The sequence below is a fragment of the Bradyrhizobium jicamae genome (genome assembly GCF_018130695.1).
GTDB classification, from domain to species: Bacteria; Pseudomonadota; Alphaproteobacteria; order Rhizobiales; family Xanthobacteraceae; genus Bradyrhizobium; species Bradyrhizobium jicamae_B.
In genome coordinates, this window is record NZ_JAFCJX010000039.1 from 1 (window position 1) to 25,770 (window position 25,770).

Annotated in this window: 20 protein-coding genes; 10 read left to right on the forward strand and 10 right to left on the reverse strand. The window is 65.2% G+C overall.

Annotated features, from left to right (window positions below):
• Positions 1 to 173: 173 nt before the first annotated feature.
• Complete coding sequence (gene rnd / locus JQ604_RS36645) at positions 174 to 1,322, reverse strand: ribonuclease D (RefSeq protein WP_212365607.1); 1,149 nt, start codon at positions 1,320 to 1,322, stop codon at positions 174 to 176.
• Between the two features lie 295 nt (positions 1,323 to 1,617).
• On the opposite strand from rnd, the gene JQ604_RS36650 reads away from it, so the two are divergent.
• A complete protein-coding gene (locus tag JQ604_RS36650) occupies positions 1,618 to 3,210 on the forward strand; it encodes an MASE4 domain-containing protein (RefSeq protein WP_212365608.1) in 1,593 nt (530 codons plus the stop codon).
• A 29-nt stretch (positions 3,211 to 3,239) separates the two neighbouring features.
• Positions 3,240 to 4,214, forward strand: a complete 975-nt coding sequence (locus JQ604_RS36655; RefSeq protein WP_249159188.1) for an MBL fold metallo-hydrolase — start codon at positions 3,240 to 3,242, stop codon at positions 4,212 to 4,214.
• Between the two features lie 4 nt (positions 4,215 to 4,218).
• On the opposite strand, the gene acnA is transcribed toward JQ604_RS36655, so the two are convergent.
• The 3 genes from acnA to JQ604_RS36670 all read right to left on the reverse strand — a co-directional run bounded on the left by acnA (position 4,219) and on the right by JQ604_RS36670 (position 9,108).
• On the reverse strand, positions 4,219 to 6,801 hold the full coding sequence (acnA, locus tag JQ604_RS36660) for an aconitate hydratase AcnA (RefSeq protein ID WP_212365609.1): 2,583 nt from the start codon (positions 6,799 to 6,801) through the stop codon (positions 4,219 to 4,221).
• A 10-nt stretch (positions 6,802 to 6,811) separates the two neighbouring features.
• On the reverse strand, positions 6,812 to 8,122 hold the full coding sequence (locus JQ604_RS36665) for an MFS transporter (protein WP_212365610.1): 1,311 nt from the start codon (positions 8,120 to 8,122) through the stop codon (positions 6,812 to 6,814).
• Positions 8,123 to 8,232: 110 nt separating this feature from the next.
• On the reverse strand, positions 8,233 to 9,108 hold the full coding sequence (locus JQ604_RS36670) for a GntR family transcriptional regulator (RefSeq protein ID WP_212365611.1): 876 nt from the start codon (positions 9,106 to 9,108) through the stop codon (positions 8,233 to 8,235).
• Positions 9,109 to 9,241: 133 nt separating this feature from the next.
• Between JQ604_RS36670 and JQ604_RS36675 the strand changes: the two genes are divergently transcribed.
• Positions 9,242 to 10,447 (forward strand): lactonase family protein, encoded by a 1,206-nt coding sequence (locus JQ604_RS36675; protein WP_249159189.1) that lies wholly within the window; start codon positions 9,242 to 9,244, stop codon positions 10,445 to 10,447.
• Between the two features lie 366 nt (positions 10,448 to 10,813).
• Here JQ604_RS36675 and JQ604_RS36680 read toward each other — a convergent pair whose 3' ends face one another.
• Positions 10,814 to 11,557: an FCD domain-containing protein gene (locus tag JQ604_RS36680; protein ID WP_212365612.1), complete on the reverse strand. Its 744-nt coding sequence runs from the start codon at positions 11,555 to 11,557 to the stop codon at positions 10,814 to 10,816.
• Positions 11,558 to 11,709: 152 nt separating this feature from the next.
• Here JQ604_RS36680 and JQ604_RS36685 point away from each other — a divergent pair, with 152 nt between their 5' ends.
• From JQ604_RS36685 to JQ604_RS36700, 4 genes are all read left to right on the forward strand, one after another.
• Positions 11,710 to 12,612, forward strand: a complete 903-nt coding sequence (locus tag JQ604_RS36685) for a VOC family protein (RefSeq protein WP_212365613.1) — start codon at positions 11,710 to 11,712, stop codon at positions 12,610 to 12,612.
• Positions 12,613 to 12,648: 36 nt separating this feature from the next.
• On the forward strand, positions 12,649 to 13,536 hold the full coding sequence (locus JQ604_RS36690; protein ID WP_212365614.1) for an alpha/beta hydrolase: 888 nt from the start codon (positions 12,649 to 12,651) through the stop codon (positions 13,534 to 13,536).
• The gene (locus JQ604_RS36695; protein WP_212365615.1) at positions 13,533 to 14,579 is read left to right on the forward strand and encodes an Ldh family oxidoreductase; all 1,047 of its coding nucleotides are present in this window, start codon (positions 13,533 to 13,535) and stop codon (positions 14,577 to 14,579) included. Before JQ604_RS36690 ends, JQ604_RS36695 begins: the two co-directional genes overlap by 4 nt.
• Positions 14,580 to 14,684: 105 nt before the next feature.
• Positions 14,685 to 15,596 (forward strand): tripartite tricarboxylate transporter substrate binding protein, encoded by a 912-nt coding sequence (locus JQ604_RS36700; protein ID WP_212365616.1) that lies wholly within the window; start codon positions 14,685 to 14,687, stop codon positions 15,594 to 15,596.
• A gap of 107 nt (positions 15,597 to 15,703) precedes the next feature.
• Here the strand turns inward: JQ604_RS36700 and JQ604_RS36705 are convergent, their stop codons facing one another.
• Complete coding sequence (locus tag JQ604_RS36705) at positions 15,704 to 17,179, reverse strand: protein adenylyltransferase SelO (RefSeq protein ID WP_212365617.1); 1,476 nt, start codon at positions 17,177 to 17,179, stop codon at positions 15,704 to 15,706.
• 193 nt (positions 17,180 to 17,372) lie between these two features.
• Here JQ604_RS36705 and aspS point away from each other — a divergent pair, with 193 nt between their 5' ends.
• On the forward strand, positions 17,373 to 19,145 hold the full coding sequence (aspS, locus tag JQ604_RS36710) for an aspartate--tRNA ligase (RefSeq protein WP_212365618.1): 1,773 nt from the start codon (positions 17,373 to 17,375) through the stop codon (positions 19,143 to 19,145).
• 93 nt (positions 19,146 to 19,238) lie between these two features.
• On the opposite strand, the gene JQ604_RS36715 is transcribed toward aspS, so the two are convergent.
• Positions 19,239 to 21,221 carry a hypothetical protein gene (locus JQ604_RS36715; RefSeq protein WP_212365619.1) on the reverse strand — a complete coding sequence of 661 codons (1,983 nt, stop codon included), beginning with the start codon at positions 21,219 to 21,221 and terminating at the stop codon, positions 19,239 to 19,241.
• A 231-nt stretch (positions 21,222 to 21,452) separates the two neighbouring features.
• On the opposite strand from JQ604_RS36715, the gene JQ604_RS36720 reads away from it, so the two are divergent.
• On the forward strand, positions 21,453 to 23,762 hold the full coding sequence (locus JQ604_RS36720) for an NADP-dependent malic enzyme (RefSeq protein WP_212365620.1): 2,310 nt from the start codon (positions 21,453 to 21,455) through the stop codon (positions 23,760 to 23,762).
• Positions 23,763 to 23,875: 113 nt separating this feature from the next.
• Positions 23,876 to 24,328, forward strand: coding sequence for a DoxX family protein (locus JQ604_RS36725; RefSeq protein WP_212365621.1), 453 nt, complete (start codon positions 23,876 to 23,878; stop codon positions 24,326 to 24,328).
• 149 nt (positions 24,329 to 24,477) lie between these two features.
• On the opposite strand, the gene JQ604_RS42240 is transcribed toward JQ604_RS36725, so the two are convergent.
• The 3 genes from JQ604_RS42240 to JQ604_RS36740 form a co-directional block, all read right to left on the reverse strand.
• Positions 24,478 to 24,837 carry a type II toxin-antitoxin system RelE/ParE family toxin gene (locus JQ604_RS42240; protein WP_212365622.1) on the reverse strand — a complete coding sequence of 120 codons (360 nt, stop codon included), beginning with the start codon at positions 24,835 to 24,837 and terminating at the stop codon, positions 24,478 to 24,480.
• 4 nt (positions 24,838 to 24,841) lie between these two features.
• On the reverse strand, positions 24,842 to 25,117 hold the full coding sequence (locus tag JQ604_RS36735; protein WP_212365623.1) for a type II toxin-antitoxin system ParD family antitoxin: 276 nt from the start codon (positions 25,115 to 25,117) through the stop codon (positions 24,842 to 24,844).
• A 100-nt stretch (positions 25,118 to 25,217) separates the two neighbouring features.
• Positions 25,218 to 25,766, reverse strand: coding sequence for a dihydrofolate reductase (locus JQ604_RS36740; protein WP_212365692.1), 549 nt, complete (start codon positions 25,764 to 25,766; stop codon positions 25,218 to 25,220).
• Positions 25,767 to 25,770 lie beyond the last annotated feature (4 nt).

Sequence of the window (25,770 nt, forward strand, 5' to 3'; positions counted from 1 at the left end):
GGCGTTTGCGCGGAGATCATGCTCAAACAAAGACCTAAAGCGCGATGACGATTCAACCCAATCTCATCGCGCTTTAGGGTTCGAGCGAGGTCCGGGATCCTCATGGTGAGGAGCACGGCAACGCCGTGCGTCTCGAACCACGAGGCCGCGGTGCCGCTCCGGCGCCGCCCGATCTACCCCCGATCCACCCGCACCACGCGGCCCTTGTCGATGGCGAGCGCGAGCTGGCCGTGCTTCAGCTTCAGCGCGGCTTCGCCAAACAGCTCGCGGCGCCAGCCGTGCAGGGCGCCGACATCGGCGTGATCGTCGGCGGCGATCTGCTCGAGATCATCGACGGTGGCGATCACTTTGCTCGCGACCGCATGGCGCTCCGAGGTCATGCGCAGCAGCACCTTCAGCAGCTCGACGATCGCCGCGCCATTGGAATTGTTGCGTGGCTTCTCGAGCTTCGGCAGCGAGCCGTGATCGCGGGCGAGGCCGCGCTGCACGGCGGCGACGATGTCGCTTCCCCATTTGGAGCGGTCAAAGCCCTTCGGCAGCGAGCGCAGATTGGCGAGCCTTTCCAGCGAGGTCGGCGCGTGGGTCGCGATGTCGCCGACCGCGTCGTCCTTGAGCACGCGCGAGCGCGGCACGTCGCGGCTCTGCGCTTCCTGCTCGCGCCAGGCTGCGACCTCGATCAGCACCGCGAGCTCCTTCGGCTTGCGGACGCGGGTCTTCAGCCGCTCCCAGGCGCGTTCGGGGTGGAAGTCGTAGGTCTTCGGCGAGGTCAGGACCTCCATCTCCTCGCTGACCCAGTCGCTGCGGCCGCGCTTCTTCAGGTCGGCATCGAGCGAAGCGAACACGTCGCGCAGATGGGTGACGTCGGAGACCGCGTAGTGCATCTGCTCTTCCGTCAGCGGCCGGCGCGACCAGTCGGTGAAGCGATGGGTCTTGTCCGGGCGGTGGCCGGTGACGCGCTCGACCAGCGCATCATAGGCAATGCTGTCGCCATAGCCGAGCACCATGGCGGCGACCTGGGTATCGAAGATCGGATGCGGGATGGTGCCCGACATGTGCCAGACGATCTCGATGTCCTGCCGCGCGGCGTGAAACACCTTCAGCACGGCTTCGTTCGACATCAGGGCAAAGAACGGCTTGAGGTCGAGACCCGGCGCAAGCGCGTCGATCACGATGGCCTCGTCCGCGCTCGCCATCTGCACGACGCAGAGCAGGGGGTAATAGGTCGACTCCCGCAGGAACTCGGTATCGACGGTGATGACCTTGTGCTGGGCGAGGCGGTCGCAGGCGGCCGCCAGATCAGGGGTGGTGGTAATCAGATTCATGAACAGTCCATGACGCTCCCGGACACGCGTTCTGCCGAAAGCGCAGCGATGTCAAGGGCCTTGCGGGGGATTCGGCCCCGCCGGAGGGCAGATCGGGCGATTTCGCACGGTCTTTCGTGCTCGCGGCGCCAATCGCGCCCGCGCTCCGGCGCCTCATGGCCCCCTGGCGTGCAGAGCGGCGCAGGGAAAGTCGGGGGCAGATCGCGCCAGTGGCCTCTTATGTTATCGTCCTGCTTTGAGGCTCGACCGATCTTGATTTGATAACCTGATGCCCAAAAGCTCGACGAGCAGTCACGTGGCACCTGCGCCGGATCAGGATTTTCCGATCGCGATCGCAGCGCTTCCCGCGACCCGGGAGCACAGCAGGGCCGCGGCCGCAATCATCATTGTCCTGCTGATCGTTGCGGCATTCGTCGCGCCGTTTGCGCATCTGCGGTTGGGGCGCATCGACGCCTTCATCCCGGTGCTTCAGACCGTGCTGGCGCTCGCCGACTTCATGACCGCGATCCTGCTGTTCGCCCAGTATTCGCTGCTGCCGCAGCGGGCGCTGCTGGCGGTGGGGAGCGCATATGTTTTCAGCGGCTCGTTTGCATTCCTGCAGACCCTGACCTTTCCCGGCGGATACGGCCCGGCGGGTGTGATCGGCGATGGCTTCAACAGCCCGGCCTGGTTCTTCGTGCTATGGCACCTCACATTCCCGCTGGCGATCCTGGTGTATGCGCTGTCGAAGGATGAGGTCAGGCCTGCGGCGGCGGCCGGCAAGTCGACCGCGAGAGCGATCGGCCTCACGCTGCTGTTCGTCGTCGCCGTGATCGCCGCGCTGGCGTGGCTGGTGACAGCAGGCGTCGGATGGCTGCCGACGTTTTATTCGGGCAGCGTGACGGAGCAGACGCGGTTCGGCAATCAGATCAATGTCGTTCTGTTGCTCTGGTACGGCAGCGTGCTTGCGTTGTTGTTCGCACGCCGGCGCACGATCCTCGACGTCTGGCTGGTCGTGATCCTGATGGCGTGGATGCCGAACTTTCTGGTCGCGGCGATCGCGAGCTCCGTGAGATTTTCGCTCGGATGGTATGCCGCGCGCGGCTTCGCCCTGTTCGCGAGCTTCATGCTGCTCGCCGTCTTGCTGACAGAGATGACGGTGCTGTATTCGCGCCTCGCCAACGCATTTTCGCTGCTGCGGCGGGAGCGCGCCAACCGGCTGATGAGCATCGATGCGGCAACCGCAGCGATCGCCCATGAGATCAGAACGCCGCTCGGCGCCATCGCGCTCAATGCGGGGACGGCGCTCGATCAGCTTCGCGCCAAGCCGCCGGTGCTCGACGATCTCAGGGCCATCCTGGCTGATATCGCGGCGGACAGCCTGCGTGCCAATGAGGCGATTTCAGTCGTTCGCGGATTGTTCGACGGTGCCACCGAACGGCGGACCACGGTGCGGGCCGAGGATTTCGCGCGGCAGGCGCTGAACCTTGCCGACGCCGAGCTGCGGGCCAACCAGGTGTCGGTGACCACGGAGTTTCGCGACAATCTCGCGGAGGTCCATGTCGATACCGCGCAGATGCAGCAGGTTCTGCTGAACCTGATCAGGAACGCAAATGACGCCATGGCGATGCTGCCTTCGGACGTTCGCCGGCTGAGATTGGCCACCGAACGGACGGCGTCAACCGTGGTCCTGTCGGTTCAGGACAGCGGAGCCGGGATCCCGAACGAGAACCGCGACCGCATCTTCGACGCCTTCTTCACCACCAAGCCATCCGGAATGGGGCTGGGGCTCGCGATCAGCCGCACCATCGTCGAGGGTCATGGCGGCAAGCTGCAGCTTGTCGGATCGGGTCCACATGGGACGATCTTCGAGATTGCGATGCCGATCAGCGCTGCGGCGGCGACCTGAGCCGGGACGATCACCTGAAAGGAAATGCCATGATGAGGAAAGCCCTGTTGGCCGCAGCCGTTGCGCTGCTGGCGTTCGCGGATGCGGCCTTCGCCGATCCGCTCAAGGTGACGCTGCTCGGCACGGGAACGCCGACGCCGCGTGTCTCCAATTTCAGCGCGGCGACGCTGGTGGAGGCGGGGCCGGAGAAACTGCTGTTCGATTTCGGCCGCGGCTCCACCATGCGGCTGTTCCAGAAACAGATCCCGCTCGGCGCGCTGACGGCGCATTTCATCACCCATCTGCATTCCGACCATCTGGTGGGGCTACCCGATATCTGGCTCTCCGGCTGGCTCGGCACGCCCTGGGCCTCGCGCAAGGCGCCGATGGTGGTATTCGGGCCGAAGGGCACGGTCGCGATGACCGAGAACCTGACCAAGGCCTTTGCGGAGGACATCCGCATCCGCCTCGACGACGAACACCTGCCGCCGGAAGGCATCGCGTTCGACGCGCACGATATCGTCGCGGGGCCGGTGTATGAGAAGAACGGCGTCAAGGTGACGGCGATCGAGGTCAATCACGGCGAGAAGATCAAGCCGTCCTTCGGCTATGTCGTGCAATATCAGGGCAAGCGCGTCGTGCTGTCCGGCGACACGAAGTATGACGAGCGGATCGCGGCGGCCGCGAAGGGCGCCGACCTCTTGATCCACGAGGTCTGCGTGATCGATCCGGCGCTGCGTGAAAAGTTTCCGTCGTACAAGGATATTGAAGCGCATCACACCTCGCCCGAGGAGGCTGGCAAGATCTTCAGCGAGGCGAGTCCGAAACTGGTGGTCTATTCGCACATCGTCTACGCGACGGTGAAGCCGGTGCCCGACGTGCCCGAGGACCTGCTGGTGGCGCGGACGCGCGCGACCTATGACGGACCGCTGCTGGTCGGGCGCGATCTGATGTCGTTCGTGATCGATGACAAGGTGCAGGCGCTCGACCCGAAGGGCGAGGCGCTCCAGCCGCTGGTGAAATAGCCTCTCACGACAGCTTGCCGCGCAGGATCAGTGGCAGCAGGCCGCCGGCGCGGAGGATGTCGCATTCGAGACTGGTCTCGATTGCGGCGGTGGCTTCGAAGCGGTTGATCTCGATGCCGTCGCGATGGATGCGCACGGTGACACTGCCGCGGGGGCGGATGGCGTCGGCGGGCGCATCGATCTCGATCTCGTCGGTCGGGCGCAGGCCAAGACCCTGCGGCCGGCGATCGGCCGGCAGCCGCAGCGGCAGCACGCCCATGCCGATCAGATTGGAGCGGTGGATGCGCTCGAAGCTGAGCGCCAGCACGGCGCGGACGCCGAGTAGCGCCACGCCCTTGGCGGCCCAGTCGCGCGACGAGCCCATGCCGTAGCGCTCGCCGGCCAGCACGACGATCGAGCGGCCTTCCTCGGCATAGCGCTCCGCGGCGCGCCACAACGACAGGCGCTCGCCGGAAGTCGTGTGAATCGTGGTGGCGGGGCGGAGCTCCGAACCGAGCAGGTTGCGCACGTTCTTGTTGGTGAAGAGGCCGCGCAGCATCACTTCCCAGTTGCCGCGGCGCGAGGCGAAGACGTTGAGATCATGCGGGGCCTCGCCGCGTGCGACGAGGTAGACACCGGCGTCATCGGCCGCGGGAATCGCACCGGCCGGCGAGATGTGGTCGGTGGTGATGTCGTCGCCGAGCACCAGCAGCGGCGTTGCGGCATAGCGGCCGAGGCGCGTGCCCTTGCCGAGGCTCGCGAAGGGCGGACGACGGATATAGGTCGAGGACTGATCCCAGGGAAACAGCGCGCTGTTCGGCGCATCGAGCGCGGCCCAATCGGCGCTGGCTTCGGCGGCCTCATAGGCGGTCGCGTAATCCCTGGCATCGCGTGCCTGCGCGAGCGCGGCGTCGATCTCGGCTCCGGTTGGCCAGAGATCGGCGAGGCGGATGTCGCGGCCATCCGTGCTGCGCCCGATCGGATCCTGCAGGATGTCGCGGCGCGCGTCGCCGGCGAGCGCGAAGGCGATCACCAGCGGCGGCGAGGCGAGAAAACCGTTCTCGACCTGGGTATGGACGCGGCCGGGAAAATTGCGGTTGCCCGAGAGCACCGCGACCGGTGCGATCTTTCGCGCCGTTACGGCCTCGGCCATGACGGGCGCGAGCGGGCCGGAATTGCCGATGCAGGTGGTGCAGCCATAGCCGACGATGCCGAAGCCGAGCGCTTCAAGGTCGTCCATCAGGCCGGCGCGGCGCAGATAGGCTTCGGCGGTGGGCGATCCAGGGGCGAGCGACGTCTTCACCCAGGCCGGCGGCGTCAGGCCGAACCGGCGCGCCTTGCGGGCGACGAGGCCGGCGGCGATCAGCAGGCGCGGATCCGACGTGTTGGTGCAGCTCGTGATCGCCGCGATTGCGACCGAGCCATCGATCGCAACGTCGGACGGCCCGGCGGTGGTGCCGAGCGCCGCGGCGGTACGACCAGCCGCGATGCGATCCTGCGGGCGGCGCGGGCCGGCGAGACTGACCTCGACCTCGTCGAGATCGATGGTGAGCGTGTCGGTGTAGCGCGGGTTCGCGTTAGGATCGAACCACAACTGCTGGCGGCGGGCATAGGCCTCGACGAGGGCGACCTGCTCGGCCGAGCGGCCGGTCTGCGCGAGATAGTCCAGCGTGTGCTGGTCGATCGGGAAGTAGCCGGAATTGGCGCCGAACTCCGGCGTCATGTTGGCGACCACGGCGCGGTCGCCGGCGGACAGCGTCGAGACTCCGGGACCGTAGAACTCGACAAAGCGGTCGGCGAGATCGATGCGGCGCAGCCGCTCGGTGACGGTCAGCGCCAAATCAGTGGCGAGCACGCCATCGCGCAGGCGGCCTGCGAGGCGGACGCCGATCACATCGGGTACCCGCAGCATCACGGGCATGCCGAACATCACACTCTCGGCCTCCAGACCGCCGACACCCCAGGCGAGCACGCCGATGCCGTTGATCATCGGCGTATGGCTGTCGGTGCCGATCAGCGTGTCCGGTGCGGCCCACAACGCGCCGCCGCGGTCGAAGCGGGTAACGACGCTGGCGAGGCGTTCGAGGTTCAGCGTGTGCATGATGCCGGTGCCGGGCGGATGCACGCGGACGCCTGTGAGAGCAGACGTCGCCCACTTCATGAAGCGGTAGCGCTCGGCGTTGCGCTTCAGTTCATGTTGCATGTTCAGCTGCAGCGCGTCCTTACGGGCGAACACGTCGACGCCGATCGAGTGATCGGTGGAGACGTCGACCGGCAGCACCGGATTGAGTTTCGTCGGATCGCCGCCGGCTTCCGCCAGCGAGGCGCGGAGGCCGGCGATATCGACCAGAGCTGGGCCGCAGGTGGTGTCGTGCATCAGGATGCGCGAGGGCTGGAAGGCGATCTCGCGCTCGCTGGTGCCATGCGCGAGCCAGCCGCGGATCGCGGCCACCGCCTCGTCGCACTCCGCGCCGGCATTGCGCAGCACGTTTTCCAGGAGGATGCGCAGGATCACCGGCAGGCGGGCGAGATCGTCGCCCGCGACGGCTGCGATATCGGCGATGCGGTAGCTCTTGTTCGCGACGTCGAGCGTGGTGAAGTCGTCCATCGTGGTGTCCTCAGGCGTGCTGCTCGGCCGGCTTGGCCGCGACGGCGGTGCTCTCCATCCGCGCGAACCAGGTCATCAGGAAGGAGACGAACAGCAGGCCGCTCAGGAACAGTAGGCCGCCATAAGTGCTGCCGGTCCAGTCCTTGATCGCGCCGATCGCATACGGGCCCGCAAAGCCACCGAGATTGCCGATCGAGTTGATCGCGGCGATCGAGATCGCGGCGGTCGAGCGGCTGAGGAACAGTCCCGGCAGCGACCAGAACGGCGACTTGAAGGCGTAGATGCCGGCGAGCGCGAGCGAGATCAGCGTCATCGCGACTGCGGGCTGCGCGACGAGGCCGGTGCAGGCGAGCGCTGTAGCACCAAGCAACAGCGGCAGCGCGGAATGCTTTTGCCGCTCGCCGGTGCGGTCGGAATTGCGCGACCACAGGATCATGACTGCCGTCGCAAACGCATAAGGCATCATCGCGATCAGGCCGATCTCGAAATTGGAGAGCTGGCCCGACATGCCCTTGATGATCTGCGGCATCCACAGGCCGATGCCGAGATTGCCGACCTGGTAGATGAAATAGATCACCGACAGGAACAGCACTTTGGGATTGGTGATGGCCGCGACGACGCCGAGGTGCTCGACATTGGGCCGCGCAGCGTGGTCCTTGCGCAGCTCCTCGGTGAGCCAGTCGCGCTCTTCCGTGGTGAGCCAGCGCGCCTGCTCGGGACGGTCGGTCATGATGAAGTAGTTGACGATGCCGGCGATCACGGCCGGGCCGCCTTCGAGCAGCAGCATCCAGCGCCAGCCGGAGAGGCCGAAGCCGGAGACGTGATCCATGATCCAGGTGCTCAGCGGTGCGCCGAGCAAATAGGAGACCGGAATGGCTGCGGTGAACAGCGCGACCGTGGTGGCCTGCTCCTTGGCGCGGAACCAGTAGGTCAGATAGATGATGATGCCGGGGAAGAAGCCGGCTTCTGCAACGCCGAGCAGGAAGCGCAGCACGTAAAGCTGTGTTGCGGTCTGCACGAAGGCGGTGGCGGTCGCGACGATGCCCCAGGTGATCAGGATGCGCGAGATCCAGATCCGCGAGCCGTATTTGTTGAGCGCGACGTTGCTGGGCACCTCGAACAGGAAATAGCCGACGAAGAAGATGCCGGCGGCGAAACCGAACGCTTCGCTGGTCAGCGCCAGCTCCTTGTTCATCTGCAGCGCGGCGTAGCCGATATTGGCGCGGTCGAGATAGGAGATCACGTAGAGCGCGAAGCAGTAGGGCACGATGCGCCAGGTGACCTTGCGCATGGTGGATTGCTCGACTGACGTCGTGGACATGGCGGCGCTTCCCTGTGGTTGTGGTTGGCGCGCTTGTCCGTCCCTGCGGCAGCCGCCTTCGGGAGCGTTATTGCATTTTAAATTATAAAAGACAATACGGGAGTGTTGCGTCAGGCGCGGGGGATCTTGATCAGGGCTGCGCCGGAGATATGGACGCGGAGGAAGTCGGCGGCCTCCTGGCGCAACCCGTTCTCCAGCAAATCCAGGATGTTGAGGTGCTCGCGGCACTGCTGGGGCAGGCGGCTGCGATCGACCGTGATGCGATATTCGACGAGGCGCCGCAGCCGGTTGACGCGCTTGACAGCGTCGAGGAAGAACGGATTGCCGCTGGCGACCATCAGCATCTCGTGGAAATCGTTGTTGGCGGCAAAGATCTCCGCGCGCGAGGCGCGCTTGTAGCCGCCGTCGAGCAGCCATTGCTGGGTTTCACGCGCGGCCGCGAACGCCGCACGATCGACGGTAAAGCTCGGCAGCATCAGCGCCTGCGGCTCCAGCGCGATACGCAGCTGATAGCCCTGCTGGTAGCTCTCGCGCGAAGTCAGCAGCGGCCCGAACGCCCAGCCGTTGCCGGGCAGGCGCTCGATCCAGCCTTCATCGGCGATTTTTGTCAGCACCTTCAACAGGCGCGTGCGCGACAGGCCGTAGCGGCGCATCAGCTCGCTCTCGCTGACGCGCTCGGGCAGCTTGCCGGACAGCCGATCCTCGGCAATGGCAAAATACCATTCGTCCTCCTGCGCCTCGCCGGTGTCGGCACTCTCTGGCAGCTCACGCGCGCTCTTGACCAGGAAGAAGCCGCGGTTCGGCTCGGAGCGGACGACTTTCATGTCCTCCAGGATTTGCAGCGCGGCGTTGATCGGCGCGCGCGAAACCCGCAGCGCGTCCGCCAGCGTCTGGCTCGGCAGATGCTGGTCGGCCTCGAGATCGTTGACGCGGATGTAGTCGAGGATCCGCGCGGTCATCTGGTTGGCGAGGTTGGGGCGGGGCATACGAACGACTCAAAAATGGGTCCGGAGCAGGCATCATTGGCCGACCGGCCGGAGCGGCACAAGCGGCGGTTTGGGCATTGTATCTATCCCATAATTGTGTTTTAAGTGATAAAAAGCAATCTAGGGAGGGCCGATGTCGCCATCACATTTGCCGGCCGGGATGTCCCGGCGCAGCCTGGCGCATCTGATGATCGGCGGCGTGGCTGCCGCTGCGGCGCCATCCCGATCACACGCACAGGCGCGTCAGGCGCCGGGAGAGCAGACCATGACGCAAGGATCGGCCTCGTATGTCTATGTCGGCGCGCGCACCACCAGGGAGCGCAACGCCCGCGGCGACGGCCTCAACGTCTACCGCATGGACAATGCGAGCGGAGGGTGGACCCATCTCCAGCTGCTCGGCGATCTCGTCAATCCCTCGTTCCTCGCCTTCGACCGCACCGGGTGCTTCCTCTACACCGTGCATGGCGACCTCAGCGACATCACGGCGATGGCGATCGATCCGGCCGACGGCAAGTTGCGGGTGATCAATCGGCAGAGCACCGAAGGCAAGAACCCCGTTCATCTCGCTGTTGATCCCGGCAACCCCTTCGTCGTGGTCGCCAACCACATCACCTCGACCCTGGCGCTGCTGCCGCGCCATGACGACGGCTCGCTCGGCGCGGTGATCGACCTCGTCAAGCTGGAAGGCAAGATCGGCCCGCATCGGGTCGAGCAGCCCTTCGCAAAACCGCATCAGGTCGAGTTCGATCCGTCAGGCAAATTCATCGTCGTGCCGGACAAGGGGCTCGATCTCGTCTTCACCTATCGGATCGATGCGGAGAAGGGCAAGCTGGTGCAGGCCGCGCCGCCTGTGCAGGCCCGCGAGAGCGCGGGCCCGCGCCACGTCGCGTTCCATCCGGGCGGCAAGCTCGCCTATGTCGTCAACGAGCTGGATTCGACGGTGACGGCCTATCGCTTCGATCCGGCGAATGGTGCGCTGGCGCCGTTCCAGGTCGTCTCGGCCGTGCCCGATACCTTCACCGGCAACAGCCGCGCGGCGGAGATCACGGTGACGGCTGACGGTCGCTATGTCTATGCGTCCAACCGCGGCAACGACAGCATCGCGATTTTCGCGATCGATCCGGCGAGCGGACGGCTGACGCCGGTGGGCTGGACGTTGAGCGGCGGCAAGACACCGCGCTTCTTTGCGCTGGGCGCGTCGGACAGATTGCTGTTCGCCGCCAATGAAGACAGCGACACCGTGACGATGTTCACGCGTGGAGGTGACGGACGTCTCGCGCCGACCGACAAAGTGGTCAAGGTCGGAAGTCCGGTCTGTATTCTGTTCAAGCCCGCATAGGGGCAGGGATCGACGACAATCTTCGCCGCGTCGGCTTACTCGTAGCGCACGCGCTTCGACGGCCGGCGTGCCGCGGGCATTGCCAGCACGATCAGGCAAAGCCCGATCATCACCATTCCCATAAATTCAAAAGCAAAGGCGTCCACGGGTCATTCTCCCCAGCAATTCGCTAGATTTGTCGGGAGCGAATTGACGCCTTGTTAAAGGTCTTGGTTACCGGCGAGTGCGTGGAGAGATGGTGGAGAGTGAGTTAACGCTCACTGCGAGCGTAGTGTCGTAGGATGGGCAAAGCGAAGCGTGCCCACCATCACGAGTACGCCGTAATTGGTGGGCACGGCGCAAGCGCACCTTTGCCCACCCTACGGATCATGCCAGCGTCCCCAAAATCGACTCCGAGGTCTCGCGAATGTGCCGCTCCAGCAGCGTCGCGGCCTTCTGCGGATCGCGGGCGAGCGTCGCATCCATGATGGCGCGGTGCTCGGTGCCCTTGCGGGTCTGGCTCTTCTCGCGGTTCATCTTGGACAGGAAGCGGTAGCGTTCCAGCTGATAGAACATCAGTGAGCGCAGCCGCAGCAGCCAGCGATCGCTGCAGGCCGCGACCAGCGCCTCGTGAAACTGGCGGTGGCGCTCGACCCAGTCGCCATGACGGCGCATCCGCTCCTGCCACGACAGATCCTCGATGATGCCTAAGCGATGGAAGGAGGCGACGACATTGGTCTCCCATTCGTCGTCACCGCGGCCGATTGACGAGCTCAGCGCACGTGTCTCGAAGCCGACATAGTGGTCGGTGACCTCGATGAGATCGCTGCGCGACACCGGCGCGACGCGAAAGCCCTTGCCGGCTTCGAGCGTGACAAAGCCTTCCGACACCAGCTGCGACAGCGCCTCGCGCAGCGTGCCGATGCCGAGACCGTAGCGCTCGGTCAGGTCGGCGAATTTCAGCTTGGTCTCCGGCGCAAAAGTATGCCGGACGATGTCGTCGCGCAGCCGCGCCAGCAGATCCTGGCCGCCCGATGATGCGGGTGCCTCGTCGCCCGGCTCGGCTTTTCGCGGCTTTTTCAGATGGATGTTCAGGATGCGCTCCCAAAGGTGGCACGCGAGGCGCGGCACGCCGCCGCGCTCGCCTGTGTCTATCTGCTTCGTCCTGGATATTCAATCTGAGACGGTATATCGAATATTATAAAAGTTTCGAAACTTTCTTGCCGAGCCGGGAAATTGGTGTTAGCAATTCCGGCAACGACGAAAGAACAGGGGAGGCTGGCGTGACCTATCTCGTCAATGCGCTCGGGCACGTGCAGATCAACGTGACCGACATGGCGCCTGTGGTACGGGAGGCGACCGAACTGCTCGGCCTGCACGTCACCCGTAGTGATACGCAGCAGACCTGGTTGGCCTGCAGCGGACGTACGGCGGAGCTGGTGTTTCACCGCGCCGAGGCCAACGCCGTGCGCAGCGTCGGCTTCGAGGCGCTGACGGTCCGTGCGGTGGAGGAGGCGGCGCGGCGCGTGCCGGAGGCCGGCTGCCGGGTGCTGTCGGAAAAGCCATCGCTGGATTGCTGCGCGGCCGGCGTGGTGTTCGCCACGCCCCAGGGCCACACCTTCGAGATCCACACGCCGATCCCCGACCGGATCTATGACCGCCGCCATTTCGGCGCGGGCGTCGACGCGATCAGGATGGATCACGTCAACATCACCTCGCCGGAGCCGGCGGAGACCCAGCGCCAGGTCGAGCGGATCATGGGCCTCAAACTGTCGGAGAAGATGGTCGACGACGGCCTGATCTGGATGCGCGGCGGCAACCGGCAGCATCACATCATGGGCATCGTGCGCGGCCAGACCGGGCTGCATCATTATTCCTTCGAGCTGGAAAACTTTGGCCAATATTGCCGGCTCGGCGATCTTCTCGATCGTTTCGAGAAACAGCTCGCCTGGGGCCCCGGGCGGCATCGGCCCGGCGACAACATCTACGCCTATTATGTCGATGCCGCCGGCGCGATGGTCGAATGCTCGAGCGGTATGGCGCTGGTCGCCGACGACGAGAATTACCAGCCCAACATCATCACGACGCTGAAGCGGCCGGAGAACGTTCGTGTTCTGAACGTTTGGGGCACGCCGGCGCCGCAGCCCTGGCTGGCGCATCATTTTCCCTACGCGCCGGTGGCCTGAGCCGCGTCGCACGATATCGCAATCACGGAGCTGACCATGCAGCACAAACTGTCGTTCATGTCCGACGGCCTCAAACTATCGGGCGTGCTGCACGTGCCTGAGCAGCGGAAGCAAAGCGAGAAGCTGCCGACCTTCATCGTGCTGCACGGCTTCGTCGGCACCAAGGATGAATCGCATGCCGAGCTGCAGGCGCGCATGCTGGAGGAGTTCGGCTACTGCGCGTTCCGGATCGATCTGCGCGGCTGCGGTGAGAGCGAAGGCGAGCGCGGCCAGGTGCGCTGCTTCGACCAGGTCGCCGACACCAAGAATGCGTTCAGCTTCATCGCCGGACGTGAGGAGGTCGATCCTGCGCGGATCGGCGTGATCGGCCACAGCTTTGGCGCGGCGGTCGCGCTCTATACCGCCGGGATCGACGAGCGCTTTGCCTGCGTGATCTCGTCCTGCGGCTGGGGCGACGGCGAGCGCAAATTCCGCGGCCAGCATCCGACGCCGGAAGCCTGGGCGAAATTCACCGGCATCCTGGAGCAGGGGCGGAAGCACAAGGCCGAAACCGGCAAAAGCATGTGGGTGTCGCGCTTCGACGTGGTACCGATTCCGGAAGCGCTACGGAAGAACCTGTCGCCGAAGGCGCTGATGGAGGTGCCGGTTGAGACCGCGATCAGCATGTACCAATTCCGTGCCGAGGACGTCGTCGCCAACATTGCGCCGCGCCCTCTGCTGCTGTTCCATACCGCCAACGACAGCATCACGCCGACCGAGCAGTCGGTGCGGCTGTTCGAGAAGGCCGGTCAGCCCGCCGAACTGATGCTCGTCAACGGCACCTCGCATTTCCCGTTGTCGGAGAAGGACGCGCCGCGCACGCGTGTTCTGATCCGCTCCTGGCTCGATCAGTTCTTCCCGACGCCGTTGAGGTCGCGCGGATGACCGGCGAGATCCGGTTCGATGTCGACGAACTGCGCCGTTATGCAGCGGCGCTGCTGACGGCCGGCGGCTTCCGGCCGGCCGAGGCGGAGCAAACCGCCGACGTGTTGGTCTGGGCCAATGCGCGCGGCGTCGACTCGCACGGCGTGCTGCGGATTCCCCGCTATGTCGAGATGGTCGAGCTTGGCCTGATCAATCCGGCATCCGACATCGTGGTCGAGGAGCGCAAGGGCGCGATCACGCGGCTGGAGGCCTCGCGCGCGCCTGGTGCTGCGGCGATGATCGCGGCGATGCGCGAGGCGGTAGGCCAGGCGAGGGACGCCGGCGTCAGCTGGTGCGCGGTGCGCAACATCACCCATGCCGGCGCAGTCGGCTATTACGCGCTGCAGGCCGCGCGCGAGGGCTTTGTTGGCATCGTGATGACGGCATCGGGTCCATTGATGGCCTATCACGGCTCGCGGTCGTCGGCGGTGTCGACCAATCCGATCGCGATCGCCGTGCCGTCCGAGCATGATCCGATCGTGCTCGACATGTCGACCGCCAACGTTGCGCTCGGCAAGGTGATGGCGGCGCGCGATGCCGGCCAGACAATTCCACCGGATTGGGGCGTGGATGCCGAGGGGAATCCGACCACCGATCCGAAGAAGGTTGAGACGCTGACGCCGCTGGGCGGACCGAAAGGCTCCGGTCTCTCGCTGATGATCGAGATCCTGACCAGCGTGCTCGTCGCCAATCCCGTGATCGCGCCGGCGCTCGAAAAGAGCGGGGGCGGGACAATGAATGGCCTCGCGGTCGCCGTGCAGGTCGGTGCGTTCGGTGCACTCGATCATTTCCGCGCGGAGGTGGAGCGGCTCGCGACAGCTTTGAGGGGCGTGCCGCGTGCCGCGGACACGGCCAAAATCCTGATGCCCGGTGAGCGCGGCTTTGCGACCGCGGCAGCGCGCGAGACGAGTGGGATTCCTTTGCCCGCGGGCACGGTGACGCGGCTCGCCAAGCTCGCCGAAAAACTTGGCGTCAGTCCGCCACAGACAAGGGCGGGACCATAACGCGCCGAAGAGCGCAGCAGACAAATACAAAAACATCAGGGGAGGAACGAGATGCGATTGGCGACGGGATTGTTGTGTCTTGCCGTGCTCGTGCAAACGACTTGCATGGCCAGCGCTGAGGAAGCCTATCCATCGCGGCCGATCACGCTGATGCACGGCTTTGCCCCGGGCGGCAACGCCGACTCCATGTCCCGGATCATGGCCGACCAGATGTCGCGCGATCTCGGCCAGCCCGTCGTGGTCGAGGCCAAGCCCGGCGCCGGCGGCAACATCGCCTCCGCCGTCGTCGCCAAGGCGCGTCCGGATGGCTACACGCTGCAGCTCCTCGTCGGCGGCCACGCGGTGTCGCCCGCGCTGTACAAGACGCTGCGCTACGATCCCGTGAAGGATTACGCCTTCGTCTCGACGGTGGCGAAATTCCCGTTCTTCATCGCCGCGCGCGCCGGCAAATTCGCTTCGCTGCAGGACTTGATTGCGAAGGCCAAGGAGAAGCCGGGCAGCCTCAGCTTCGCCACCGCCGGCGTCGGTACCACGCAGCACCTGACCGGCGAGTTGCTGGCGCAACAGACCGGCGTGCGCTTCATCCACATCCCGTATCAGGGTGGTCCCGCGACGGTCACCGCGGTGCTGCGCGGCGACGTCGATTTCCTGGTCGACACCGGCACGGTGATCCGCGGTCAGGCTGAGGCGGGCGCGCTCGACATCCTCGGCGTGAGCTCCCGCGAGCGCTGGCCGGAATCGCCAAAGGTCCCGACGGTCGCGGAGACCGTGGCGCCCGATTTCGACGTGATCTCATGGACCGGCATCGGCGCGCCCGCCGGCACGCCGGATGCGGTGGTCGCTGCGCTGAATGCCGAAGTCAAACGCGCGCTTGCGGACGTGACGGTGCAGGAACGGCTCCGCGCGCTCGACGCTCAGCCCGCGCCATCGAGCAGCGAGGAATTGCGCGCGCTGCTCACAAAGCAGATCGCGACCTGGACGCGCGTGGTTGATGAAGCCGGGATCGAGAAGCGGTGAGGCAACTCGCGTTGTGATCGTAGGGCGGATTAGCCGAAGGCGTAATCCGCCGCCGCGGCACGCAAACGGCGGATTACGCTGACGCTAATCCGCCCTACAAATCATAGCTACGTCCCGCAGAACGTGCGCAGCACGCGTTGATCGGGCAACGGCGGATCGGCGTAGGCCGCGAACGGCGGCTGATCCTCGAACGGCTTGGCCAGCACGGTGATCAACTCCTCGAACAGCGCATAGTCGTCGTTCATGGTCGCGGCCTGGATCACGGCTTCGATGCGGTGGTTGCGCGGGATGAAGGCCGGGTTGACGGCGTGCATCGCGGCCTTGCGCTCGGCTGGCGTCTGCGGCTCCAGCGCGAGGCGAGCGTGCCAGCGGGTGGCCCATTCGTCGAACGCTGACGGCTCCATGAATTGGGCGCGGACGTCGGCGGCGCCGTCGTCGCCCGCGGCGTTGCCGAGGTGGCGGAAGGTGTTGGTGAAGTCGGCCTCGTTCTTGGCCATGGCGTCGAGCAGGTCCTGGATCAGCGCCTCGTCGCCGTCTTGCGCGGTGAAGAAGCCGACCTTGGCGCGCAGGCCGGCCTGATAGGCGGCGGTGAATTTGTCCGGGAATTCGCTGAGGATGAACTGCGCTTCCTCGATCGCCTTGTCATTGTCGTCGTTGAACAGCGGCAACAGGCACTCGGCGAGCCGGGTCAGATTCCATAAGCCGATGCGCGGCTGGTTGGCATAGGCGTAGCGGCCCATCTCGTCGATTGAGGAAAACACCTGGCCCGGATTGTAGGCGTCCATGAAGGCGCACGGGCCATAGTCGATGGTCTCGCCCGAGATCGAGCAATTGTCGGTGTTCATCACGCCATGGATGAAGCCGACCAGGAGCCAGCGCGCGATGAGGTCGGCCTGACGGCCGATCACCGCCGAGAGCAGCGCGTGGTAGGGGCGCTCGGCGCTTCTGATGTCGGGATAGTGCCTGGCGATCACGTGGTCGGCGAGCGCGCGGATTCCGTTGGTGTCGCCGCGGGCGGCGAAGAACTGGAAGGTGCCGACGCGGATGTGGCTGGCGGCGACGCGGGTCAGCACGGCACCGGGCAGCACCGTTTCGCGCATCACCGGCTCGCCTGAGGTGACCGCGGCGAGCGAGCGGGTGGTGGGGATGCCGAGCGCGAACATCGCCTCGCTGACGATGTATTCGCGCAAGACCGGACCGAGCGCGGCGCGGCCGTCGCCGCGGCGGGAGAACGGGGTTGGGCCACTGCCCTTGAGCTGGATGTCGCGACGGACGCCGTCCTTGCCGACGACCTCGCCGAGCAGGATGGCGCGGCCATCGCCCAACTGAGGAACAAAATGTCCGAACTGGTGGCCGGCATAGGCCATGGCGATCGGGTCGGCTCCATCGGGCACGCGTTTCCCGGCCAGGATCTCGGCCCCCTCGGGGGTCGACAGCAGGTCCGGATCGAGGCCGAGCTGGACGGCGAGGGACCGGTTCAGCTTGATCAGCCGGGGGGCGGCCACCGGGGTCGGCGCCACCCGGGCAAAGAAGTTGGCCGGAAGCGCCGAATAGGTGTTCTGGAACGGGAAATGGACGGTCATGTCAGAAAGATAGGCCGATGGGGCGAATAGGCAAACGCTTCGCGCCAAAACGGCCGAAAATCTGCGGTTTCGGGGTGAAACCCGTCGTTCCCTTGGTTGCCGCCTCCGGTCTCGTCGGGTAAACCCTCGGCAACTTCGGATAGGCCACTTTGGCCTGGTCTGATTCCCCACCGACATCAGTTTTGGAACGACTATGCATCGCTACCGGTCACACACATGCGGCGCGCTCCGAGAGAGCGATATCGACCAGACGGCCCGGCTGTCCGGCTGGGTCCACCGTGTCCGGGACCATGGCGGCGTGCTGTTCGTCGATTTGCGCGACCATTACGGCATCACCCAGTGCGTGGCCGACCCGGACTCGCCGGCATTCGCCGAGGTCGAGAAGTTCCGCTCGGAGTGGGTGGTGCGGATCGACGGCAAGGTGCGCCGCCGCCCCGCGGGCACCGACAATCCGGAACTGCCGACCGGCATGGTCGAGGTCTACATCAAGGAGATCGAGGTGCTAGGCCCGGCGGCCGAGTTGCCGCTGCCGGTGTTCGGCGAGCAGGAGTATCCTGAGGACATCAGGCTCAAGTACCGTTTCCTCGACCTGCGTCGCGACAAGCTGCACCAGAACATCATGACCCGCGGCGCCATCGTCGACTCCATGCGCAAGCGGATGAAGGAGCAGGGCTTCTTCGAATTCCAGACCCCGATCCTGACCGCGTCGTCGCCGGAAGGCGCGCGCGACTTCCTGGTGCCGTCGCGCATTCATCCCGGCAAGTTCTATGCGCTGCCGCAGGCGCCGCAACAGTACAAGCAGCTCTTGATGATGTCGGGCTTCGACCGCTACTTCCAGATCGCGCCCTGCTTCCGCGACGAGGACCCGCGCGCCGACCGCCTGCCGGGCGAGTTCTACCAGCTCGACGTCGAGATGAGTTTTGTGACCCAAGACGACGTGTTCGCGGCCATGGAGCCCGTGATCACGGGCGTCTTTGAAGACTTTGCCAAGGGCAAGCCCGTCACGAAGAACTGGCCGCGCATTCCGTTCGCCGAGGCGATCCGCAAATACGGTTCCGACAAGCCCGACCTGCGCAACAAGATCGTGATCCAGGAGGTCTCCGAGCACTTCCGCGGCTCCGGCTTCAAGGTGTTCGCGCGGATGCTGGAAGACCCGAAGAACCAGGTCTGGGCGATCCCGGGCACGGGCGGCGGCTCGCGTGCCTTCTGCGACCGCATGAACTCGTGGGCGCAAGGCGAAGGCCAGCCCGGTCTCGGCTACATCATGTGGCGCGAGGCCGGCGAGGGCGCGGGTCCCTTGGCCAACAACATCGGGCCGGAACGGACCGCGGCGATCCGCACGCAACTCGGCCTCAAGGAGGGCGATGCCGCCTTCTTCGTCGCCGGCGATCCCGAGAAGTTCTGGAAATTCGCTGGTCTTGCGCGCACCAAGCTTGGCGAGGAGCTGAACCAGATCGACAAGGACCGGTTCGAACTCGCCTGGATCATCGATTTCCCGATGTACGAGTATGACGAGGAGAACAAGAAGGTCGACTTCTCGCACAACCCGTTCTCGATGCCGCAGGGCGGCCTCGATGCGCTGAAGGGCCAGGACCCGCTCACCATCAAGGCGTTCCAGTACGACATCGCCTGCAACGGCTACGAGATCGCCTCCGGTGGTATTCGCAACCACGTGCCGGAAGCGATGGTGAAGGCGTTCGAGATTGCTGGCTATGGCGAGCAGGAAGTGGTCGACCGCTTCGGCGGCATGTACCGTGCGTTCCAGTACGGTGCACCGCCGCATGGCGGCATGGCGGCCGGCGTCGACCGCATTGTCATGCTGCTCTGCGGCACGACGAATCTGCGCGAGATCTCGCTGTTCCCGATGAACCAGCAGGCCATGGACCTCTTGATGGGCGCGCCGTCGGAGGCCACGACCAAGCAGCTCCGCGAGCTGCACATCCGGACCAATTTGCCGAACAAGTGATCGTCTTCGCCTCTCCCCGCCCGCGGGGATAGGCCGGATTGCATCTTTAGATGCGATCCGGGTGAGGGGACCCTCCGCGAGTCCAACTCTCAGTCAAAGTCCGGTCGAAGCTTCGATCCGGAATTGCGCGAGCGCCTGCTCCGGGTCGCTCTTGAACAGCTGTACGAGCTGAAGCGCCGGTACCTTGGCGCGTGGCGTCAGCTTGAGGGCCAGCGTCTGCCCGGGAGTTTCGACGAAGCGGACCAATGCCTGCACAACGGCTGCTGTATCGGGATTGCTTGCCGCAATCTGCTCGCCGTTGCTCTTGATGGCTTCGATGATCGCACGGCGCGCGGTGTCACGGTCGACGTTCTGGCCGCGGGCAAATTGCGCCACCGCGAGATCGACGCCGCCGGCATCACGCAAGGTGAGCTCGATCGTGCCGGCCTCGACTTGCGCGCCCATGGTCGCAGCTTGGGCGACATTGGCCGAAAACACCCCGCGCGGCACGTTGGCGAGCGAAATGCGGGCGGACGCCTGCAGCACATTGCCGATATCGATGGTCGCGGGTGCGACCACGAAGGCGCCGGATTGTTCGGTCCAGCCGGCGCCGAGATCGACATTCAGCGCAAGCTTGTCGATCCCCGCCGCGATCAGCGGCCGCTGCGCCGACTGAGCAGCGTCGGTGGGCATGACCACTTTCGCGATGAAATGCGCCTGGCTCGGAATCGATCCGACGAACTGGCCCCAACTCAGGCTCAACGTGTCGACGTTGAAAGGCTTGTTGGTGTCGTTGTAGGGCGCGGCGAGGCCCTTGACCTCGGCGCCCTCGATCACGCGGAGCAGGGCGACCGCCTGCTCGGGCGGCGGCCGCTGCAGCGGATCGGAATAAAGGGCTACGAGGCGCATGAAGTTCGGCGCATTGAGCGCCTTCAGCGTGAAACGGTCGAGCTTGATCGCGCCCTTCGGAGAGCGGCCGTCGACGCCTTCGATGACAAAGTCGCCCTGGCCGTTGTCCAGGCTGTAGCGCAGCGCCGACATCTTGAACGGACCTTCCGGCAGCTCCACAGAGGTGCCGCGCATTTCCGCATTGACCATCCGGATGCCGTCATAGATGTCGGCGACCTTCCCGACCAAAGCGCGCACCTGCGCCGGCGTCGGAGGCCGACCGCCGGGCTGCGGCATCAGTGCCGTGAGCGTGCCGATCTGCAGTTTCGAGGGACGAATCCCGATCTCATCAGCGGAGATCTTCTCGATGCGCATGCGCATGCCGAGATCGGACGTGACCAGATAGGGCCCGGCCGACACTTTTCCGTAAGTCCGGTGATAAGTGTCGTCGCCGGCCTTCTGCGGATCCAGGACAGCGGCGAGGGTTGAGAGGTCGATGTCCTCTGCGGAGAGATTGGCGAGGTCGCCCGTGAGCTTGTCTGCCTTGCCCGCGGCCGCCTGCATGCGCATCGTGTAGAGCGCGTGGCCGGCCGTCATGCTGGCGATCTTGCCGTTCTTGACGTCGCGCATGGCGAGGTCGGAATAGGTGAACTCGCCGCCGCCCGGCGTTCCCGACCCCGTATTGAACGTGGCGGCAATGCTCGGAATCGTGACCGAGCTGAACGACATCTTCGCGAACTGTTCGAAGCCGTAACGGTAGATGTCGATCGCCGACATCTGGGTTGGCACGGTCTGGCCGGCGGGCCCGGAATAGTCCTTGATCGCGATCTTCGGCGCCTTGTAGTTGATCTTCAGGGCGGCCTGACCGGCGATCGCATAGTCGAGCTCGACGTCGGTGGCCTCGATGCTGTCGGCGGAGAAGCGTGTCGTGTCGGGCTGGCTGACGCCGCTCGCCATGAGATTGGCCGCCTTCAGGATCAGCGGCGGCTCTGTCGCCAGCTCCATGGCAATGTCAGGGATGACGACGGTGCGCCTGGACAGATCGAACGAAACGGGGCCGTGGCTTGCCTTGCCGCCCCGGCTGCGGACCTGCTCGAAGGCGGCCTCGACCTCGGCCTTGACCCGCTGCTGCACATAGAGGTTGAAGCCGAAAAAGCCGCCGACCGCGACGATGGCCACCGCGACCAGGGCGAGCAGGATTTTCTTCATTCGGTCAGCTCCGGATCATGCAGAGAATAAAATTGCTTTTTCCCGGCCGGACGATCGGGGAAAGGGTGGGCTTTGATGAATGGCTTGCCGTGGCTTGTTGAAGGGAGTGTTATCGGATGTTGCATCCAAGTGGTTGGGCGTGCTTCACATCCGGCTCGATTTGCCGGAATACTGACCTCTCTTGGACTAGCATAGAACAAGACTTCAGGGTCGGAAACGTGGGGAGCCCGCATGTCGTCATCGTCTGAAGAACTGCATAACGCGGCGCTTGCCTATCATCGCCTGCCGCGGCCGGGTAAGCTCGAGATCCAGGCCATCAAGCCGCTCGCCAACCAGCGCGACCTGGCGCTGGCCTATTCGCCCGGCGTCGCCGCCGCCTGCACTGAAATTGCCAAGAATCCGGGGGATGCCGCGCTGTATACCGCCCGCGCCAATCTGGTCGCGGTGGTCTCGAACGGCACCGCCGTGCTCGGCCTCGGCAATATCGGCCCGCTGGCGTCCAAGCCGGTGATGGAAGGCAAGGCGGTGCTGTTCAAGAAATTCGCCGGCATCGACGTGTTCGACATCGAGATCAAGGCCGACACGATCGACCGCGTGGTCTCGACCGTGGAGGCGCTGGAGCCGACCTTCGGCGGCATCAACCTGGAAGACATCCGCGGCCCCGAATGCTTCGAGATCGAGGCGCAGCTCAAGGAGCGCATGAAGATCCCGGTGTTCCACGACGACCAGCATGGCACCGCCATCATCGTCGCCGCCGCGATCGTCAACGGGCTGCTGCTGAACGGCAAGAAGCTCTCCGATGTGAAGATCGTTACGTCGGGTGCCGGTGCGGCGGCGATCGCGACCCTCAATCTGCTGGTCTCGATGGGCGCGCAGCGCAAGAACATCTGGGTCTGCGATATCGACGGTGTGGTCTATGAGGGCCGCAACACCACGATGGACCGCTGGAAGGCGGTCTACACCCAGAAGACCGACGCGCGCGTGCTGGCTGACGTGATTCCCGGCGCGGATATCTTCATCGGCCTGTCGGCACCCGGCGTGCTGAAGCCCGAGATGGTCAAGCAGATGGCCGACAAGCCGCTGGTGATGGCGCTGGCCAATCCGGTGCCGGAGATCATGCCGGAGGAGGCGCGCCAGGCGCGGCCGGACGCGATGATCTGCACGGGGCGCTCGGACTTCCCGAACCAGGTCAACAACGTGCTCTGCTTCCCCTTCATCTTCCGCGGCGCGCTCGATGTCGGCGCCACCGCGATCAATGAGGAGATGAAGCACGCCGCGGTCGAGGCGATCGCGCAACTGGCGCGCGATCCGCCGTCGGATGCGGTGGCCCACGGCTTCGAGACCGGCGAGACGCAAGGCTTCGGCCCGGGCTCGCTGATCCCGAGCCCGTTCGATCCACGGCTGATCCTGCGCATCGCGCCGGCAGTGGCGAAGGCCGCGATGGAATCGGGCGTCGCGACGCGGCCGATCAAGGATTTCGGCGAGTATTGCGCCGGGCTGCAACGCTTCGCGTTCCGCTCCGGCCTCACCATGAAGCCGGTGTTCGCCAAGGCCAAGGCCCAGCCGGTCCGCGTGATCTACGCCGAGGGCGAGGACGAGCGCGTGCTGCGCGCGACGCAAGTCGTGCTGGAGGAGAAGCTGGCGCGGCCGATCCTGGTCGGCCGTCCGTCGGTGGTCGAGACCCGGCTGAAGCGCTTCGGCCTGTCGATCAAGGCCGGGCGCGACTTCGACCTCGTCAATCCCGAGGACGATCCGCGCTATCGCTCCTATGTGCAGTCCTATATCGACGTCGCCGGCCGGCGCGGCGTGACGCCGGAAGCGGCGCGCACCGTGGTCCGCACCAACAACACCGTGATCGCAGCGCTCGCCGTGCATCGCGGCGAGGCCGACGCCATGCTGTGCGGCGTCGAGGGCCGCTACATGAGCCATCTGCGCCATGTCCGCGAGATCATCGGCTTCCAGCCGGGGGTGAGCGAGTATGCGGCGCTGGCGCTGCTGATCACCAGCAAGGGCGCCTATTTCATCGCCGACACCCAGGTGCGCCCGAATCCGAGTGCCGAGGAACTGGCGGAGGTGGCCTCGCTTGCGGCGCTCCACGCCCAGCGCTTCACCTTCAAGCCGCGGATCGCCTTCGTGTCACACTCCGATTTCGGCAGCTACGACACCGACTCCTCGCGCAAGATGCGCCGCGCGACGCAGCTTCTGAAGGAGCGGCATCCGGAGATCGAGGCCGACGGCGAGATGCAGGCCGACACCGCGTTGTCCTCGGCAGCGCGGCGCCTGGTGCTGCCGCAATCGTCGCTGGAAGGCGAGGCCAACATCCTGATCATGCCGACGCTGGATGCCGCCAACATCGCTTACCAGACCATCAAGTCGCTGGCGGATGCGCTGCCGGTCGGACCGATCCTGATCGGCCCGGCGCGTCCGGCGCACATCCTCACGCCCGGGGTCACCGCGCGTGGTGTGCTCAACATGACGGCGGTTGCCGCGGTCGAAGCGCAGGAACGCGCAGGACGGGCGCAGCCGACATTGTTCGCTTAAGTCGGCCGCGGTTCCCCGGCAAGATGGATTCGATTTGATCGGCGGGAGCGGAACGACCATAATCGTTCTCGCTCCCGTCGTTGCTTTTCCCGCCATCCCATGAGGCCGTCCCCATGCCAGCGTTCGTGACTTTCGGGCGAGTTCTGTTCGCCGTGCTGTTCATCTATTCGGGGGCGACCAAGCTGCTCGGAATTCCCGGCACCGCAAGCATGATCGAGGCCAAGGTGACGATCCCCGCTCTGGTGGCACCGTATACCGAGCAACTGCAGACCATGGCGGGGATGCCGTTCTTCCAGATCCTCACGATCGCCGTCGGCGTATTCGAGATCCTCGCGGGGCTGATGATCGCGCTGAACTTCCTCGCCCGCTTCTTTGCGATTCTCTTGATCATCTTCGTCTGCGTGGCAACCTTCTACTTCCACGATTTCTGGAATCAGGCCGCCCCCGACAATCAGGCGAACCTGATCGCTGCGCTGAAGAACCTGTCGATCATCGGCGCGCTCTTCATCATCGCCGGCTACGGCCGCGGCCCGCGCAATGCCGAGCCGGCGTATGGGGATGTGTAGCCTGATCGCGTCATAGACGGTTTTTGCTCCTCATCCTGAGGAGCTTGCGAAGCAAGCGTCTCGAAGGACGAGGCCACCCGTCGGGCCTCGTGGTTCGCCTGGCGACGCGCAGCATCCTTCAGAGGCGGTGCTGAACACGCCTCAGCACCTCATTCTTCAGGCTCCACACCCAAGTGCCGGCTTGGCTCCATGCGCTCGTGGAGAGCTCTTACGATCTCGACGAGGCCTGGCCGAACGACACGGTAAAAGAGAACGTGCACAGGCCTTCTCACCCTGATCTTGCTGCTGCCGATACCCGCATGTCGAAGATGAAAACTCCGAACCGCCCCTGACAAGTCGGCGCGAGCACGTGTCGCGGCACCGTTCGGTTCAGCCGCGACTTTGCGCATCGCTGCCGCCAGGACAGCCGCATAACGGCGTCTGCCTTCAGGCCCCCACCGTTCAGCGCTGACGACGAGAATTTGGGCAAGATCGTCTTGCGCCAAGGCTGAAAGGCGGAAGCGCGCCATCCAATCAGCGGGTATCGGAGGGAGTCGTCAATCTATCGAGATAGTTGTCAAGTTCGGCATCGTCCACTTCGACGAAGTCTCCGCGATCAAGTGCATCGACACCGGCCTTGATCTGGGCGCGCAAAACCTTCAGTTTCAACGCGTCCTCCCGGCGACGTTGCTGCAGGGCGCGGAGTGCGTCGCGCACCGTTTCGCTAGCATTCTGGTACTCGCCGGTTCTCACAACCTTTTCGACGAACGCGTCCTGCTCGTCGGTGAGGCTGATATTGCGCGTGGGCATGTCTCTCTGCTCCGTATTCTGGGGCAGCATAACAGATATGGCAAAGTTTGCCAATCGTCGCGGTGGTGCGCCGCCTCGCTATGCGATTGGTAGATGAGGCTTATGCCACCCGCCGCCACGGCGTGACGCTGACGTCATGCTCGGCGTCGATCAGCTGCGGCTCGCCCGCGCGCAAGCCGTGCGACGCCAGAATTTCCCGCGGTGAGCGGGCAGGGACACCTGGAAAACACGGTTCGCCATCGGGCAGGTGGACGCGCGATGCGACCGAGAGCCAGAACACGTCGTAGCGGTCCATGAACATGTCGAAGACCCGGGGGCCGCCGATGATCGCGACGGTGCCGGAGGCGACACCGGCCTCGCGCGCCGCCACGTCGAACGGGCAGCCTGCGGGATTCCACAGCAGCGCCTTCGGATTGGATGGATCTGGCGCTGACGTCGCAACCTTGGTCGTCAGGATGACGCGCCGACGCCTGGGCGCGTTCGGCTGCTCTTCCTGCGAAGGGCGGCCGTGCACGATGAGATCGACACGGTCGAGGGCTGCGGTGAAGAAGCGCTTGTCGCCCTCGATCTTCAGCTCGCGTGGCATGACGTTGCGCTCGTTGGCCAATCGGCCATCGGCGGAAACGATGACAAAGCCCTCGAAACGCAGCACC

Excerpts from the sequence above, each read along its gene's own strand:
- rnd (WP_212365607.1), bottom strand. The coding sequence starts at position 1,322 with ATGAATCTGATTACCACCACCCCTGATCTGGCGGCCGCCTGCGACCGC.
- JQ604_RS36655 (WP_249159188.1), top strand. The coding sequence starts at position 3,240 with ATGATGAGGAAAGCCCTGTTGGCCGCAGCCGTTGCGCTGCTGGCGTTC.
- acnA (WP_212365609.1), bottom strand. The coding sequence starts at position 6,801 with ATGGACGACTTCACCACGCTCGACGTCGCGAACAAGAGCTACCGCATC.
- JQ604_RS36665 (WP_212365610.1), bottom strand. The coding sequence starts at position 8,122 with ATGTCCACGACGTCAGTCGAGCAATCCACCATGCGCAAGGTCACCTGG.
- JQ604_RS36670 (WP_212365611.1), bottom strand. The coding sequence starts at position 9,108 with ATGCCCCGCCCCAACCTCGCCAACCAGATGACCGCGCGGATCCTCGAC.
- JQ604_RS36675 (WP_249159189.1), top strand. The coding sequence starts at position 9,242 with ATGTCGCCATCACATTTGCCGGCCGGGATGTCCCGGCGCAGCCTGGCG.
- JQ604_RS36690 (WP_212365614.1), top strand. The coding sequence starts at position 12,649 with ATGCAGCACAAACTGTCGTTCATGTCCGACGGCCTCAAACTATCGGGC.
- JQ604_RS36695 (WP_212365615.1), top strand. The coding sequence starts at position 13,533 with ATGACCGGCGAGATCCGGTTCGATGTCGACGAACTGCGCCGTTATGCA.
- JQ604_RS36700 (WP_212365616.1), top strand. The coding sequence starts at position 14,685 with ATGGCCAGCGCTGAGGAAGCCTATCCATCGCGGCCGATCACGCTGATG.
- JQ604_RS36705 (WP_212365617.1), bottom strand. The coding sequence starts at position 17,179 with ATGACCGTCCATTTCCCGTTCCAGAACACCTATTCGGCGCTTCCGGCC.
- aspS (WP_212365618.1), top strand. The coding sequence starts at position 17,373 with ATGCATCGCTACCGGTCACACACATGCGGCGCGCTCCGAGAGAGCGAT.
- JQ604_RS36715 (WP_212365619.1), bottom strand. The coding sequence starts at position 21,221 with ATGAAGAAAATCCTGCTCGCCCTGGTCGCGGTGGCCATCGTCGCGGTC.
- JQ604_RS36720 (WP_212365620.1), top strand. The coding sequence starts at position 21,453 with ATGTCGTCATCGTCTGAAGAACTGCATAACGCGGCGCTTGCCTATCAT.
- JQ604_RS36725 (WP_212365621.1), top strand. The coding sequence starts at position 23,876 with ATGCCAGCGTTCGTGACTTTCGGGCGAGTTCTGTTCGCCGTGCTGTTC.
- JQ604_RS42240 (WP_212365622.1), bottom strand. The coding sequence starts at position 24,837 with ATGGCGCGCTTCCGCCTTTCAGCCTTGGCGCAAGACGATCTTGCCCAA.
- JQ604_RS36735 (WP_212365623.1), bottom strand. The coding sequence starts at position 25,117 with ATGCCCACGCGCAATATCAGCCTCACCGACGAGCAGGACGCGTTCGTC.